This window comes from Anaerovibrio lipolyticus LB2005, assembly GCF_000621545.1.
GTDB classification, from domain to species: Bacteria; Bacillota; Negativicutes; order Selenomonadales; family Selenomonadaceae; genus Anaerovibrio; species Anaerovibrio lipolyticus_A.
The window spans coordinates 125493-141734 of record NZ_JHYA01000006.1 but is presented as its reverse complement, the minus strand read 5'-3'; the positions used below and the strand labels follow the sequence as shown (position 1 = coordinate 141734).

The window sequence follows — 16242 nt, the reverse complement described above, 5'->3', positions numbered from 1 at the left end:
GCAATTATCCCCAAGGTTTGTTTTTACCACATTCGCCTTAAGGTAACTGCTGCCATAATATCTTTGTCGTGGCTGCCCTTTTGAAAAGCCAAATCACCAGCCAGAGTCCAGCCAGGGGCAAACTCAGCCTCGCCGCCAATAGACATTATGAAATGGGTCTTGTCCTGCTGTCCCCGCAGCTCATAACGCTTGGTATCATTACCAATATAGCCGTAAGTAAACTTTGGATCAGCACCAGTGAAGGCATGCTTTACGCCCAGACGCAAGGCATAACTGCCATTGCTCAGATATCGTTTAAATTCCAAGCCAAGGCCCCCAGCAAAATAGGTATTGGACTGGCTATCTACCCGATGGCCGAAAATGCCGGCTCCACGTTCGGTGTAGCCATCCTGCCACAGCTGGGAAAGCTGTACATTGGCGTAAGGACTGACATGCCAAATCTTCATATTCTTGGCATTTAAATCGTATTTATATTCTCCGCCAAGCTCCAGAATACGGCTGTTATAATCTGCTTTGGCCTGTAAATCCAGGCCAGTCAGCCGACGGGTCAAATCATTGTTTATCCAACCATAATCCAAGTACACATAGCCATTATGAGGCCCATTGCTGTAACCACCATAAAGGCCTACACGGGTATCCTTTACCCCATTATGGGATAAATTGTCCGCAAATGAGAATTGGCCGTAGCTAACGAAGGCACCGGCCCGCCAATGCTTTCCATAGGCACGGTCCCAGCCACCAGCCATGGTAGTTCCCTGATAGTAGCTGCTGCCACTGCCTTCGCCCCAGTTTCTGGCCACCTTGAACCAGAAATCATTGTCCACAGGCTGAGCCAGCTTCATATCCATGGTCAAGGCCTTGTCGCCTTTACCATCATCCAGCTTGGAGGTTGGAATAGCCACCTTAACTTCTTTTGAAGCAAAGGCTTCTGAAAGACGGGCGGAAAGTAAATGACTGGTCATGGTATTGCTTTGGGTCATTACCAGGTTGTTTGGAGCTGGGCTTGATGCAATAGCCGTAAGGGCTGCCTTGGCCTCGCCAGAATCCAAGCTGTATAAATCACGCATCTCATTGATGCGACTATCTCCATTAGTTGACAGATGTAACTGCATATCCGTCATGGCATCATAGGCCTGCTGTTGGGTGCTGTCTATTGGGCCAAGATTATTAGACGCAGACGTCGTTACCTTCAATGTGGTACCATCAATGATGCCAATGGTATTCAGCATACCAGTTGCTGCGTATGGCTTTGTAGTATTGCCTAAAGTACCTTCTATTTCATCTGCCTGTAAAACTTCCATTTGTTCATTTGGCAAGGCATTAGTCACCGATAACATGGAGCCATTTATAGATGCCTTTCCATCCACAATAATCTGGCCATTATCACCGCCGGCAAAGCCTCTAAGCTCGCCATTGGATACCAGATTACCCTTGATATTCATATTGCTGTCTTCGCTATTGGCACCAATGGAACCGTAATTATAGAAATTACCTGTAGTATCGTCTGTAAAATCTGAAGCAAAGTCATCATCAGAAATTTCATTTACGATGAAATTTCCGCCATACAATGCTGCATCCTCCGCTACATTAACACTTACCACTTTAGCTGTACCATTATAGGTCAATGTTCCATTGTTTACATTGACCTTCATATTATCCTCACCGGTAATATCGCCATTGTAGATTAGATTGGTATTAAAATTTAGATTGGTAACTAAATCAGGAATATATTTTGAATAACAATATCCATTTTCTTCAAATTTTTCTTTATATTGAAGCCGCAAAACATCACGATTATCGTTGTCTTCGTCTTCGTCATAGGCTCCTTCATAGGCAGCATCACCAAATTGCTTCCAATCTGATGTAATATTACCGTAAATTTTGGCACCATCATTAATATTTATATTTTTAACGAAGGCGTTTTTACCGATGTAAATGGCATTTTCAGCACCAGAAAGGGTTCCGGAAAGATTATATTTATCCACCATAGGCCCATTCAATTCATCGGCAACAGTATTGAACTCATCGGAATCCATTTTAGTCAGTTTTAGATTTTCAGCCTTAGATATACTGCCATCACCACCTATATCACGAATATAGCGAATATAGGAACCGCGATATTCACCATCAAAGCCCCCTAATAAATTTGAGCCAAAGTCAAACCGTATACCGGTACCACCTTCACCATTAGCTGTAACTGTACCAGCCTGATTCACAGTATGATTGCGACCATAGGCCACCAGAATACCATTTCCTCTATAGCCATCGGCGTGAATTTCTGTATTCTCCGGAATAATGAGAGTATTGTTTACACCATCCACCCGGACACCAGTACCACCATCGCCTACAGTCAGAATATTGGCCGCCTGGGTTATATTATTATCGTAACCATAAATATGTAAGCCGATACCTAACGGAACCTTGCTGAAAGTGTTATTTAAATAGGCTGTACCGTCAGCATTACGGGCAAAGTAGCCCTGGGTATTGATTAATGTTCTGCCATTATTGTAAATGGAACGACCATAATATGCCTTGCGGTCAATATCGTAGCCAATATCATTCATGACGGCCAATTCCGCTTCTAAAAAGGTAGTATAATTCCGGTAGCTACGATGACTCATTATACCAGCAGTTTCAATATGGGAGCCCTCAAAAATGAAATTCCCCTTCTCCTCTTCCCAGCCTTTGACCGGTAAACCACTTACACCATAAAAGGTCCCGCCATCAAGAGCAGCTGTCACATCACTGCCAATAAAGAAGGCATAGCCTTGTCTGCCAGTCAGATTATCACCATTGTCACCTTCTCCATTATCCACGATGAAATAATCAGATTCCTTTACCTCAGGATGGTCTTTCTTTAAATCATTGAAGAACTCACTGGTCATAATTTGCATACCAGGCTTGGCAGGATTCAGATTTTGGTCCACCAAATGACTGGACCAGTTATTTAAGCTATCATCAAATCGTTTGTAATACTCTTTTTTACTATTAACCGGAATGGGTCCACCATTTAAGTTTTCACCATTTTTATCAGTTGTAACATCATTTATAGTAATGCCCAAGGCATGACCCAGTTCGTGACGGAAAATTGCTATATAGTCAACCGCATGTTCGTTTGTAGGTAACACCGTATCCCCGTCTACCCACCATCCATAAATGGCGCCTTCTCGATGAGCCCCCATATACTTACCAATATTTACACTACTATAAGCATAATCACCAGCCGGAAACGGATCTTTTGAGGCAGCTAAATCAAAGGTAATGGGCGTCAGATTACGGATTCCCTGAAATGACTCTGTAATATAGCTTTTATTTTGATATACCATTTTATTTGTAGTTCCATTGGCAGTGAAAAAATTAGAAAGGGCCGAGGCATTTTGAAGATCTTCTTGGGTAGTAACATAAATTTGCCACGGCGTAGAATTTTTCCCCCTGAGGCTAAGCATATCCGTCCAATAATAAAGTGCTTTAAGGCTACCTTTTACCAGTGAATCATCCAGCTCATATTGGGCTGGTGCAATAAAGTAATCACCATCATAACCTAAGCCCTCATCTTTATGCAATATATTAAGCTCTGCTACCGGTATGCCACCATAGTTGACTGTCCAGGTGTCAGCCTCTTCAGCCGCCTCAGTCCATGAGGGTGCACTAATAAGACTGGTAAGAATGGCTGTAACCAGCATTGCTTTCTTACTGTTGGTTATCTTCCTACCCTTAACTCGTTTCATAATACTCCCTCCAATATATATTAACGATTGCGTTTCTTTAGTTAAAGAACATATTCTTTTATTTATTATCGAAATAATAAGAATTCTAATTTACTACTTCACTATACTTATATACGATTGATATTCTATTATCTTACAAACAACTAACTTGAGAATTAAACTTATCTTATCATCGACTGACAGCAACATAAGTAAATGAATATACAAAAAGAGAGCACATCTGCTGATATGCCCTCTTCAAATAGATTTTTAGGTTAATACTGTTATTACTTTCTTATGAATTTTCTAAAATTGTTTTCAACCGTTCCCTGGCTTGCTTTAAGGCTACCCGTACAGAGCTGGGAGCCATGCCTAGGGCTTCGCCGATTTCATTGGATTTCATGTTCATCCAGTAGGTCATTTCCAAAATCTTCTGCTCACGCTCAGACAGCTGCATAATTGCGGCCTTTAGCTCATCATCCTGCTCCTTGTCAACATACTGCTGCTCTGGTGTAGCCTGCTGATCCGCTGGGTCAAAGCCCTCATCCCAGGAAGTATGGGCAGTATAAGCCTTACTTCCGTAGTATTTGTTTACCACATTTTGGGCAATGCGAAAGAGCCAGGTGGAAAAGGCTCCCCGTTCCGGGTCATAATCCCCCAAATGCTCATACATATTGAGAAATGTTTTACTGACAAATTCGTCCGCTAAAGAGCTATCCTTTGTTTTTCCCAATAAATACTGATAAACACGAGGAAAATAATAATCATATAACTCTGTAAATGCTTCTTCATCAGTGATAGCCTGCCTGGCCCGCTGACTCCAATACAACGTGCTGGAAACCATAGCTACTGCTCCCTCAATAAAATCAAATCATTTTCTTTCTGATAGTAAGTATATTTTTCTTCCCCTGACGTTCATAGGATATATTATCCACCTTTTTCTTTACCAGATATATTCCAAGCCCGCCTATTTCCCTGTCCTCCAGGGCAGCATCAATGTCTGGGTCATCCTTTTCCAATGGATTATACGGAACCCCTTCATCGATAAATTTCAGCTCAATTTCCGGTGGTTTACCATACAGCTTACCTTTTATAATTGCCACTGCTTCCTTGTCCTTATATGCATATTCTGCAATATTGACAAATATCTCCTCCACCACCAGCATCAGCTGATTTATTGAACGCTCTGAACAATCGGTGGCACGCGATATTTCGGTAATAAAGGATACAATTTTAGGCAATTCCTCTACTTTTGCCGGAATGACTATTTCTTTTTCCGAGTCCATATCCTCACATCCCTTATAATTTAGAACCAACATGGTAATATCATCAGACTGTTCCACATTTTCTCCCGTTCCCTTTATGTGACTAATTACAGCCTCATTCATGCCTTTAATTATTTCCTCAGGAGCTGTTTCTGTACCCATTTCCCTAAGTACATGCTCCATTCTTTCCTTGGCAAAAAATTCCTGATTTCCATTTAAGGCACCTGTTACACCATCTGTGTAGAGGAATAAAAAGCTATTTTGCTTTAGATGTATTTTATTTTCAGTATTCTTCCAGTTTGCTTTTACGCCCAAAACTGCATTAGTTTTAAAAGAAGGTAAATATGATATTGTTTCTCCATCCATCAAAGCAGGTGGATTATGGCCACAATTTACATAAGTAAACTCTCCTGTTTCAATATTTAATATTCCGGTAAAGACGGATACAAAATAGTTTTCTTTATTGGCGTCAATAATCTGATTATTGGCATAATATAAGGCAGCTTCCAGGGTAACCCCCTTCTTCATTGCGCTTAAAATATTATTTTTAATTACTGTCTTTACTCCAGCCATAAACAAAGCTGCTGGAACTCCCTTATCGGAAACATCGCCTATGGTTACTGCCAAATAATTTTCATCAATTAAGTAATAATCGTAGAAATCTCCCCCCACCTCTTTAGCTGTATACATAGCGGCAGCCAGTGAAAATTCATCTCTTGGTGGTAATGGAGAAGGCAACAGGGATATTTGAATGTTGGTAGCAGCAGAAAGCTCCGCCTCAACACGGGATTTTTCCTTGGCTCTATAGGCAATTTCCTGGGTATAGTGGTTAAGGGCATCGGTCATTTTATTAAAGTTTTCTGCCAGCTGCTCCAGCTCATCACCAGTATGTATCTGAATTTTGTATTGGAAATTTCCCTTGGCTATTTCATCCGCCCCAGCCATCAGGGCATATACAGGCTTGGAAACCCGTGTGGCAATTTTGGCACTGCAATATAAAATAAGGGAAAATAACACCAATGATATGACGATAGTTAAACCGCCCATCAATAAAATAATACGTGCAAAGGAGGTGTAGAAAATATTCATCTGCTCTACCATACGATGTTGGGCAGTTACAGCATCCTTCATTACTTCTTCCTTTGATACGAGGGTCCCCATACACCAGTCAGTATTGTCAATAGGAGCGTAGGATAGGAAATATTCTTCGTTGTCTACAAACACCTTTTCATATCCTGTAAAGCGCTGACGCATCCGCTTTAAGACCTTGTTAGGAGGAAAAAATGACTTTTGGACGGTACTCAAAAGAATTACGCCCTTTTTATTTATAATAAAGCTCTCATGAACCTTTCCCTCTTCTTCCTGAATAAATAAGTTCTTTGGGGAACAGTCCACTCCCAAAACACCAGCTATACCATTTTGATCATAGTACGGCATAACACAGGAAATAATTTTTATTCCCGTTATTGAGGTATATACATCACTAAATACAGGTTCCTGGCTATTTATTCCATCTGTATACCAGCCACGTTTACGGGCATCATAGGTATCACGCCATTCCTCACGGCTGAGTATAGCAACATACCCCTTTTCCTCGGAAGTATCATAATAAATGGTATAGCCATTTTTAGAAGCAACAAAAACATTTACATAATACAATCCCAAGGATTGCATTTGCTCCCCTATATTTGATACCAGCTGAATTTCCTTTTCCAATTCAGGAGTTATCCCCTGGGACTTAAGCTCAGGACTAATTTGAACATACGGTATTCCGCCAGGAAGATTTCCATCGGCAGCATTAGGAAGCTTCTTAAGCTCGTAGTTTTGTGGTGATTTTAATATCTCAGAAACTTCATTGGAAAGGTATTTTACATCCTCTTTTATGGCGTTTACTTCAAATGATACTGTTTCGGACTTTAATTCCACAGACCTGTCCATAGTTTCCTGGGTCTGTTCCTTGGCAAAATCCCTGTTATAATCAGTTACAACGACGGTTACTTCCTCCTTCTTGGCATTAAAAGAATCCCATACCCCGTATAACCCATAAAAAAGGGATGACCCCAAAAACAGGAAGCTCAATAAGCTGCCCAGCAGCATCAGCATAAACAATCTCTTTTTTATGTCCAGCTTCATTGCTTCCATCACCCTTTAACACCGTTATATTTTACGGCCACCATGGTTATATCATCAGACTGCTTTGCTTTACCAACAAATTTAGCAACATCCTGCCTTACGCTGTTTATAGTTTCCTTAGGAGAACTATCTCCCAAGCCTTTCAATATCTCCTCCATACGCTCCTTGGAATACATTTCCTTATTTTCATTCATGGCTTCAGTAACGCCATCAGTATAAAGGAGCAACAGGGAATCCGGCTTCAGCATAATGCTTTGCTGTTTATATTCAATGCCTTCCATAAATCCCATCATAGGACACTTTCCCTTTGGCAGATACAAAAGCTCCTTATCATGGAGAAGAACAGGTGCATTGTGACCAGCATTTACGTAAATCAGTTCACCAGTTGCTGTATTCAGGACACCAGTCCATACAGTAACAAACATACCATCATTACTGAGCTGTGAACACTGATCATTAGCCAATGTAACAGCATTAGCCAATCCATCCTGATAATACAAATTGATACAATTTTTGAGGATAATCCTTGAAACTACCATGAAAATAGCGGAAGGAATCCCCTTATCAGATACATCTGCTATGGTGAAGGCCAAATGGGTATCATCCAAATAGTAGTAATCATAGAAATCTCCACCCACTTCTATGGCAGGCTGCATATCAGCATCAAGAGAAACAATGGATGATGTGATTCCTCCCTCAGGGAGCATACCCTTCTGTATTTTTGTGGCTACATCAAGACCAGCTGTAACTTCAGCCTGTTCCTGGGTTACTCTGGTCAGATCATCCATATATTTATTAAGATCCTTGGTCATGGCATTGAATCTGTCAGCCAAAAGCTCCATTTCGTCGCCGGAGTTAATTGAAAGCTCTTCCGAGAAGTTTCCCTCAGAAATATGTTTTGCGCCTTCTGACAATGTTCTGATAGATTTTGAAAAATGCCCCGCCATAGGACGGCTTACCAAAATGATTGAAATTAATAACAGAATAAATGCAATTAGACTAATTGTGCGAACACCGGAAAATACAAGCTGTAATTCATTTTGTATTTCCTTAAATTCTGATTTCACCAAATATCCAATATAGTCTGCTGGTTCCTGAACCTCATTGTAGGAAATAAGCTCCCCCAAACTCCAGCCCTGTGAACCCACAGGTGCATATACCAAAAAATAAGAGTCCTCATAAATATCAACTACTGTGGAGCCTGTTTCTCCTGCAGTCATATTTTGAGCAGCTTGGGCCAATGATTCAATACCGGAATTGCGCAAATCAAAGTCGGAACGGTCTGTAGCCAAATCCTCCACGGATAAAGAGGAATAAATCACATGGCCTTTGGAATCCAGTAAAAAGCTGATATCACTCTTATCTCTTGTATTGTCTTCCATAGCCGCAGACAAGGTTGATGATGGAATTGAAACGCCCAATACACCGGCTATTCCATCCTTATCCTTATATGGCATGGCAAGAGATAACATAGCTCTGCCACCTGCAGAAGAATATAGAGGAACATATAATGGTGCATCTTTTATTTCAGCCTGCATTACATATTTATACCAGCTTCTATCCCTGGCATCATAGTCTCTGGTCAGAGCCGCTTGGGGCAAATTAACCTTGTCATTATCATTAGGCAAGATATCCATGCGAAGGCTCCAGCCATTCTTGGAACCAATGTAAAAAAACAAAGGCCGGGCCTTTTCCCCCTTACTTAAATTATGCAGGGTAGCATTCAAATCGTTGGCAACCTCAACAGCATATTGAGGTGAATAATCATCTGCTCCCGGCAGATAATACCATTCACCGCTGTACACCGTCTCAGTGCGTGGATCCTTAGGTATAATACTTTTATTTTTGATTGATGAATCTGATATCTGGCTAATTTTATCGGATAGTATTATTAAATTACCCTCCATTTCGCCAATGATCTCATTAATGTGATAAGCCTTTAAGCGAATAATATTTTCCAGCCGTTTGCGGGCCAGCTTCTGAGAATAGTTTACAGCTTCATCGCTTACCCCCTGAGCCATGGTAAAGGCCTGTTTGTCCAAGGTATCATAGGCTGTATTCAGTCCCAAGGTCAATATAGCCCCCAAAAGCAAAGCGGTAATTAACCCGGAAATGCCCATGAGAAGCAATATTTTACGTCTAATATCCAACTTCACAGACATTTCCTCCCCATAAATACTACAGAATGATAATTATCACCATTAAGGCAGCTGTTCAACTGAATTTATCATGGTTACCAGCATATCCATATTGGAGTCTTCAAGAATCTCCTTTACAAATCCATCTGCACCGCAAATGACAAATTCTTTTCCATCTGCCTTGGATTTTTTGGCAAGTCGTAAGAGAACGCGGATACCAGCAGAGGAAATATATTCCAGTCCTGATAAATCCGCCGCCATTTTTGCAGCAGTAGCCATAGTTTCCTCAGCCTTTGAGCCAACATCCTCGGCATTAACTCTGTCCAATCTTCCCTGTAGGAATAAAACTGACCATCCATTTTTTTCTTCTATAGAAATGCTAATATCTTCCACTTTTCTTCCTCCTTAAAGTATCTCAGTACAAAACCCAATCCCCAAAAGTAATCAAGGGACTATATATAACTGAGCCCCTTGTCTAAATATATTTAGGCAAGGGACTGTAGTTATATTAATCTTTTCTTAACTGTTACTATTCGTTATTCAATTGTAATTTCCTGCTTTGAGGCATTTTTTGCATTCTAATTATCCATTAATTTCCGCAACCTTCAGTGCCTTATCTGCTGATAATCCACCTTTTTCTGCCTCAACATAAAGTGGAACATCCATATCCACAGGTACACCCATGGCCTTTTCCAAAGTCACACGGTAAAGATTATATTGGTAAAGGGCATTGGAATAATTTGATCTGGCCTGAGTCAGCTTTTCCTGGGCATCCAGCAAATTAAGCAATATATCTACGCCTTCCTCATAACGGACTTGGGCTATAGTATAGCTTTCCTCAGCTTGCTTCACCGCAGCGGTAGCTTCTTTGATGTTTTTTTCCGCTATTTTCATTCTCTCGTATGCTGAACGTGTTTCCAGGCTAATATTCTTTTTTGTATATTCAGCATTATATTGTGATTGCTGTACCAAGGCATCAGCCTGAGATACATTAGCGGCAGTTACACCATTATCAAAAATATTCCATTTAAAATTTATGACTGCGGATAAACTATCAGTACCTTCCGTACCAAAGGGCTGCTCTCCTGCAATCCCTCTCCCAATACTGCCGGATACCTTTGGCCGATAGCCAGCTTTGGCTATATCTTTATTGGCATCAGCTATTTTTATACCATAATCAGCAGCGATTCCATCAGGACGATGCTCAAGAGCATATTCCTCACATTCCCAAAGCTCTTTAGGATATGGTTCATAGGAAAATACATCTGTAGGCTCCACATTAACATTGTTGGAAAGGCCCATTGCATTAATTAAATCATATTTTGCAATTTCCATATTCCCCAGGGCTGACACCAGATTTTGACGGTTATTGGCCAAACGTACCTCCATCATCAACACATCCGCCTTGGCCACAGCACCCTCTGTGTATTGTTCATTAATCAGCCTTAATTGGCTATTTGACATTTCCACAGCCTCCTTTGCAATTCTGGCCACATCCTTTTGATGTAAAAGATTTGCATAGGCATTAGCTGTTTTATATCGTACTGTCTGTTTTACATTTTCCAGATTCAAATCAGCCTGATTTAGCAAATAGCGATTCTTGTCAATTTGTCCTTCCAGTTGTCCACCAGTATATACAGGAATCGTAAGACTCCAGCTGTTGGAATATGAAGTATTATAAAAATACCTTCCAGTTCGACGAGATCTGTTACGATTGAAATTAGATTCCCAGCCTATAGTTGGACCATCGGACCGCCGAGCAGATGACAGCCCCCATTTGCTGGCTTCCCTTCCCTTTTCTGCTGCATAAATCTGATCATTATTACTCAAGGCAATATCAATGCTTTCAGCCAGGGAAAGGCTCAAATTTTCTTCCGTATTTTCAATAACAGGCTGTGATTCGGCTGCAACCTGCCCTATATTACAGGCAACCAGCATCAAAGCTAAAATAAATGATTTCTTCATAAATGGATTCACCTTCTAAAATCTATGCTATTTGCCTCTTTACAAGATCAGCAAATATACCACCTTTTTCCACGAGCTCATCAAAGGTACCCATTTCCGCCAGACGACCATCATCCATGACAATAATTCGATCGCAGTTCCTTATGGTGGACAAGCGGTGAGCTACAATTATACGTGTGGCCTTTAGCTTATCCAGGCTACGGGTAACAATTGCCTGGGAACGATTATCCAATGCACTGGTGGCTTCATCAAAAATAAGCAAAGAAGGTTTCCCGGCCAGAGCCCGGGCTATAAGAATACGCTGACGCTGGCCACCGGAAATATTGGAGCTGCCCTCGCTGATTACTGTCTGCATTCCCATTGGCATTTCCGCAATATCATCAGCCACGCCTGCTGCCTCAGCGGCATCCCAGGCGTCATCCTGGGTCAGATTTCTTGTACCTACGATGTTTGTAAAGATATCCCCAGTCATAAGCTGGCCATTTTGCAATACTACTCCTAACTGGGAACGAACCGAAGGAAGGGACAGGTCTGCCAGATTTTGTCCATCATAAGAAATGCTCCCCTTTTGTGGTTGTTCAAAGCCCAACAGCAAACGTACCAAGGTGCTTTTTCCACTGCCGGATTTACCTACAATGGCAATATTTTCACCAGCAGCAATAGAAAAACTAACGTTATGAATAACGTCATCTCCCTTTACTTCCGTAGTTCCTCCATTACCATCTGGCACTACCAAGGTATAGGCAAAGGACAGATTTCCCACCTCAAGGGCCCCGGAGAGCTGCCCAGCATCCTGCTTTTCCTCGTTGCTTTCCGGAACCTCATTTAAAATTGGTTTAAGATTTTCAATCTGAGGCTGAATGGCAAAATATTTGCCAATAAGGCCAAGGACTCCGCCTATTACACCATTAAAGCTGCTATAAGCTGAATTAAAGGCGATAAACTGAGCATAAGTAATACCGCTCTTAACAGTCTTACCATCCGGACCCAATTCATTCATACCATACATTGCTATCCAATAAAGAATCATGGTAAGAATAAATGGCTGAATACTGGAAATAATAGTGGTATAGTTATTCTGCCACCGTAGCTTGTAGCCCCATTTCCAATGCTCACCAAAGGTTGAGGCCCAAAGATTATATGCCTGTTCCTCGCCACCCTGCACGCGGAATTTTGCAAGTCCTGCAAAAATCTGTTGTACCATACCAGCAGACTTGTTGCCTGCATCAATGATTTTGCGCTGGAAATACAGTGTGCGGCGCATTACTGCTATAACAAACAGAGAATAAATCAGCCAAACTACAACTGCTGCAGCTGTGAGTTTTATGCTGTAGTAGCACATGAGGAAAATACTCCAAAATGAGAATATAAAGCTCAAAATGGAGCCAACGAATTCGCCGGACGCCAGGCTCTTGGCAACGCCAATTCCTCCCATACGGCTGGCCAATTCACCGACAGTAAAACGACGGAAAAATTTGGTAGGTAGCTGCATAAGACGTCCCCACATGGCAGCCTCTGCCGAAATCTCAATGCGTGTTGATATACGCATTACCGCTATAGATCTGACTATTCCCAAGGCAGCTGTGGTAAAGCTGGTTACCATCAGGGCCTGGGTTACTGTGGCCAGTCCCTGCCTATCTAAAATAGGTATAATATCCTGGAATATGGTTTCAGTAATTATTGGGGTAGCCAATGGAATACAGCCACCAAATAAGCTGCAAATTATTATGGTTCGATAATCAGCTATCCAGCATTGATGGAAAATGAATTTAATTAAATCCCAGAGCTTCAGCTTGCGGGAAGGAAAGCCAGCGTAGCAGGCAAAAGCATCCTTTTCGATATTTTTTGCTACTTCTTCAGTTACTAATATGCCCTCAGGCTTGTGGCGCAATATGGCACGATAAACCTCCGGCTGTTCTGGTATAAGTGCAGCTAATTCTTTTTCTCCTGTATCCGGGGATGTGTAATAGCCTATCATAACCCCTGTGTCCTGCTTATACCAACCCTTAGGAAGGGTTATGAGGCGCATCTGCATATTTCCTTTTTGCATCAGACGGCGTATCAGACCAATATTATCCAATTTTTTGGCATTTTCTTCTGATATGCCTATGGATTCAATTGGCATTTTTAAAGCCTTGCCGACCTGCTGCACCACAAAGGTTGTATCCATAGTTGTTTGTTGGGATGAAGAGGTTTCTGTTTCACCGGCAAAAATATGCTCTTCACCAAGTAGGCTGCGAATACCATTTTCTACCAATATTTTACGGGCCTTTTCCCGCATACTGATACGTCTTGATAATCTGGTATCTTCAGCACCAAACCTCATTCCCAAAAACATAGACAGGACCTCTTCATGGTCCTTCAGCTCTGCAATTACTTGCTCCTGACTGTCCATTTCTTTAAAAACATTGCCTTTAAGCCAGGACTGGAGCATATCATCGCCCTTGTCTGCCTTAAGACGCAACCAGGAGATTTCCATAAGGCGGCCAAACCAGTGCTGAGCTACCCTAGCCAACTCATTGGCTTCAAGCTCATCAAAGGCAATTTCTGATAACTCAGCATCTTCCAAAGCATACAACTGTATACTTATCTCATCAAATTCATCAATGGAAGGAAATATGCACTCTCCCTCCTGAGCATTAATGAGATAATTTTGTCTAAAGGAAAGCTCATCATCTCCATCTTTTGTGGTGGCATAAACCTCCACAATACCGGATATAACCTTTATTAATTTTTTATTGTCATATAACTGGAAGCGTTGGCCAGATAATAGTTTATGTGTTTTTATCATTGGCTTTGCCTCCTTACTGCTCTACAATTTCCATATCTTCCTGCTCACGTTCTTCAATAAGCTGTCTGTACGGTCCATCGTGCTTCATCATTTCGCGATGAACGCCCCTTTCCACAATCTTGCCATTGGAAAGAACAATGATTTCATCACAGTCCCTGATAGTGGAAAGACGATGAGCCACAATAATACAGGTACAACCACGATGACGTATATTTTCCAATACAATTTTCTCTGTAATAGGATCAAGGGCACTGGTGGCTTCATCCAATATCAAAATGGAAGGATTCAAAGCCAAAGCCCGGGCAATTTCAAGACGCTGCCGCTGACCTCCGGAGAAGTTGAGACCGCCCTCTGATACCAAAGCCTCGTAACCACCACTTAGCTTCATTATGTCATCATGTATGCAGGCATCCTTAGCCGCTTGAACAATCTCACTCCTTCGCACAGTATTGTCAAAGAGTGAAATGTTTTCTGCCACTGTACCGCTTATAAGGAAAATATCCTGATCTACTGCAGCCAGTGAGCTAAGTATAACCTTACGTGGCAGCTTTCTGCGTGGCACTCCGTCAAAGGACAGGGTACCCCCCCATTCCTCATAAAGTCCTGTAATCACCTTGGCAATTGTGGATTTACCACTGCCAGAAGCGCCTACTACTGCTATCCATTCTCCAGGATGAGCATGAAGGTTAAAATCTGCAATCAGCGGTTTTTCCAATGGACTATAACCAAAGCTGATGTCTTCCATGCAAAGATCGCCTGAAAGCCTGTCACGAGGATAGGACTGCCGGGCTTCTTCTTCCTCTGTAGGGAAATTCAAGCTGTCAACTTCATAACAACGCACATCATTTAGACGTTGCATCTGCATTTCTGTAGTCTGCAGAGTGGAGCCCAAACCTACCAGGGCGTTTACAGGTGCTGAAAATGAGCCCATCAGGTGCTGAAAAGCCATAAACATACCGGCAGTCATGGCACCCTCCATTATGGAGAAACCACCTATGGTCATAATCAATGCTCCATTAACACCTGATAATAGTGTTGGCAAGATGGTTACTGACAATGACCAAAGGGCTGTTTCCTGAGAGGCAGTCAAAACCTTTGTCTGATAGCCAGCCCATTTTGTAAAGAAATCTGATTCATCACCGTTGGCCTTAATAGTTTCAATCATTCTAAGACCATTCATGGCCACACCATAGGCCTTGCCCGCATCCTGCTGAATACGCATATTCAGATCGGTAAGATGACGACGCATAGCCAAAAACAGTATGATTTCCACAGATATGAAGCACACACCGATAATTGTCAAGGTAACATTATATTGCAGCAGAAGTAACAGATAAAAAAATGCTACAAACAAATCCAATGCTGCGGTAGCCGCCGGCCCGGACAATACACCGGCAATAGACTCATTAAAGGCCACGCGACCTGCTACCTCAGCTGCATACCTTTGATGGAAAAACTGCATTGGCAGCTTCAGCAAATGCCAAAAATATCTGGATGAATCCGACAATGTGAGCTTTCGCTGCCACAAGGTCAATACAACAGCCCTCAACCAAGTTATAATACCAGATACTATGAAGGACAGGGTCATGGCAATACAGAAATTAGTCATCCATTCCGGATGCTTTCTTGTCAAAATATCATCAAGGAAAATTTGGGACATAACCGGGCTGGCCAATCCTGGAATAATTGCGCACAGCTCCAAAATCAGAATAAAGGTCATGGCCCACCGGTCTTCCATTAGTTTATGGAACATATCCTTGTATATGTTGTAGCGGCGACCTTCCTTTTGGAATTTCTCATTTGGAGTAATGTGGAGAGATACCCCCGTATAGGAAGTACGAAATTCCTCCAGAGGAACTGTTCTCCGTCCCATGGCAGGATCATTAAGATAGGCCTTGCCGTTCTTTATTCCTTCTAAGACAACAAAATGATTAAATTCCCAATGTATTATCAAAGGAAATATTTTTTCTGATTCCAATTTTAAAATATCATTGGTGGTCCAACGATAACCATTGGCTTCACAGTTACGGTTTCTTGCTGCCTTTATAACGCAGCTGGCCTTAGAGCCATCGCGATTTACACCACATTCTGCTCTCAGCTTCTCCAGGGGTATCCATAAGCCATAATGGGCGAGAATCATGGCCAGAGCTGCAGCACCACATTCTGTAGCCTCCATCTGAAGTATAGTAGGTACTTTAACCCGTTGGTGACTGCTGGAAAAGAAATCTTTTATTTTTTCCACT

8 protein-coding genes are annotated in these 16242 nt (G+C 41.8%); all 8 read right to left on the bottom strand.

The features are described 5' to 3' along the window. Positions 1-23: 23 nt before the first annotated feature. The 8 genes from T355_RS0107295 to T355_RS13885 all read right to left on the bottom strand — a co-directional run bounded on the left by T355_RS0107295 (position 24) and on the right by T355_RS13885 (position 16241). Entirely contained in the window at positions 24-3728 is a 3705-nt protein-coding gene (locus T355_RS0107295; protein WP_027397185.1) for an autotransporter domain-containing protein, read from the bottom strand. A 274-nt stretch (positions 3729-4002) separates the two neighbouring features. After that, positions 4003-4551, bottom strand: coding sequence for an RNA polymerase sigma factor (locus T355_RS14760; RefSeq protein ID WP_027397184.1), 549 nt, complete (start codon positions 4549-4551; stop codon positions 4003-4005). A gap of 22 nt (positions 4552-4573) precedes the next feature. Continuing rightward, positions 4574-7105, bottom strand: coding sequence for a SpoIIE family protein phosphatase (locus tag T355_RS0107285; protein WP_197019567.1), 2532 nt, complete (start codon positions 7103-7105; stop codon positions 4574-4576). Positions 7106-7113: 8 nt separating this feature from the next. Further along, positions 7114-9261 carry a SpoIIE family protein phosphatase gene (locus T355_RS14755; RefSeq protein ID WP_051555454.1) on the bottom strand — a complete coding sequence of 716 codons (2148 nt, stop codon included), beginning with the start codon at positions 9259-9261 and terminating at the stop codon, positions 7114-7116. A 45-nt stretch (positions 9262-9306) separates the two neighbouring features. Further along, positions 9307-9636 carry an STAS domain-containing protein gene (locus T355_RS13900; protein WP_051555453.1) on the bottom strand — a complete coding sequence of 110 codons (330 nt, stop codon included), beginning with the start codon at positions 9634-9636 and terminating at the stop codon, positions 9307-9309. A gap of 189 nt (positions 9637-9825) precedes the next feature. Then, positions 9826-11208: a TolC family protein gene (locus tag T355_RS13895; protein WP_051555452.1), complete on the bottom strand. Its 1383-nt coding sequence runs from the start codon at positions 11206-11208 to the stop codon at positions 9826-9828. Positions 11209-11230: 22 nt separating this feature from the next. Continuing rightward, positions 11231-13999 carry an NHLP bacteriocin export ABC transporter permease/ATPase subunit gene (locus tag T355_RS13890; RefSeq protein ID WP_051555451.1) on the bottom strand — a complete coding sequence of 923 codons (2769 nt, stop codon included), beginning with the start codon at positions 13997-13999 and terminating at the stop codon, positions 11231-11233. A gap of 13 nt (positions 14000-14012) precedes the next feature. Continuing rightward, positions 14013-16241, bottom strand: coding sequence for an NHLP family bacteriocin export ABC transporter peptidase/permease/ATPase subunit (locus tag T355_RS13885; protein WP_197019566.1), 2229 nt, complete (start codon positions 16239-16241; stop codon positions 14013-14015). Between the last annotated feature and the right edge of the window lies 1 nt (position 16242).

Coding starts and splice junctions, on each gene's coding strand:
- T355_RS14760 (WP_027397184.1), bottom strand. CDS start 4,551: ATGGTTTCCAGCACGTTGTATTGGAGTCAGCGGGCCAGGCAGGCTATC.
- T355_RS13890 (WP_051555451.1), bottom strand. CDS start 13,999: ATGATAAAAACACATAAACTATTATCTGGCCAACGCTTCCAGTTATAT.
- T355_RS0107295 (WP_027397185.1), bottom strand. CDS start 3,728: ATGAAACGAGTTAAGGGTAGGAAGATAACCAACAGTAAGAAAGCAATG.
- T355_RS0107285 (WP_197019567.1), bottom strand. CDS start 7,105: ATGAAGCTGGACATAAAAAAGAGATTGTTTATGCTGATGCTGCTGGGC.
- T355_RS13895 (WP_051555452.1), bottom strand. CDS start 11,208: ATGAAGAAATCATTTATTTTAGCTTTGATGCTGGTTGCCTGTAATATA.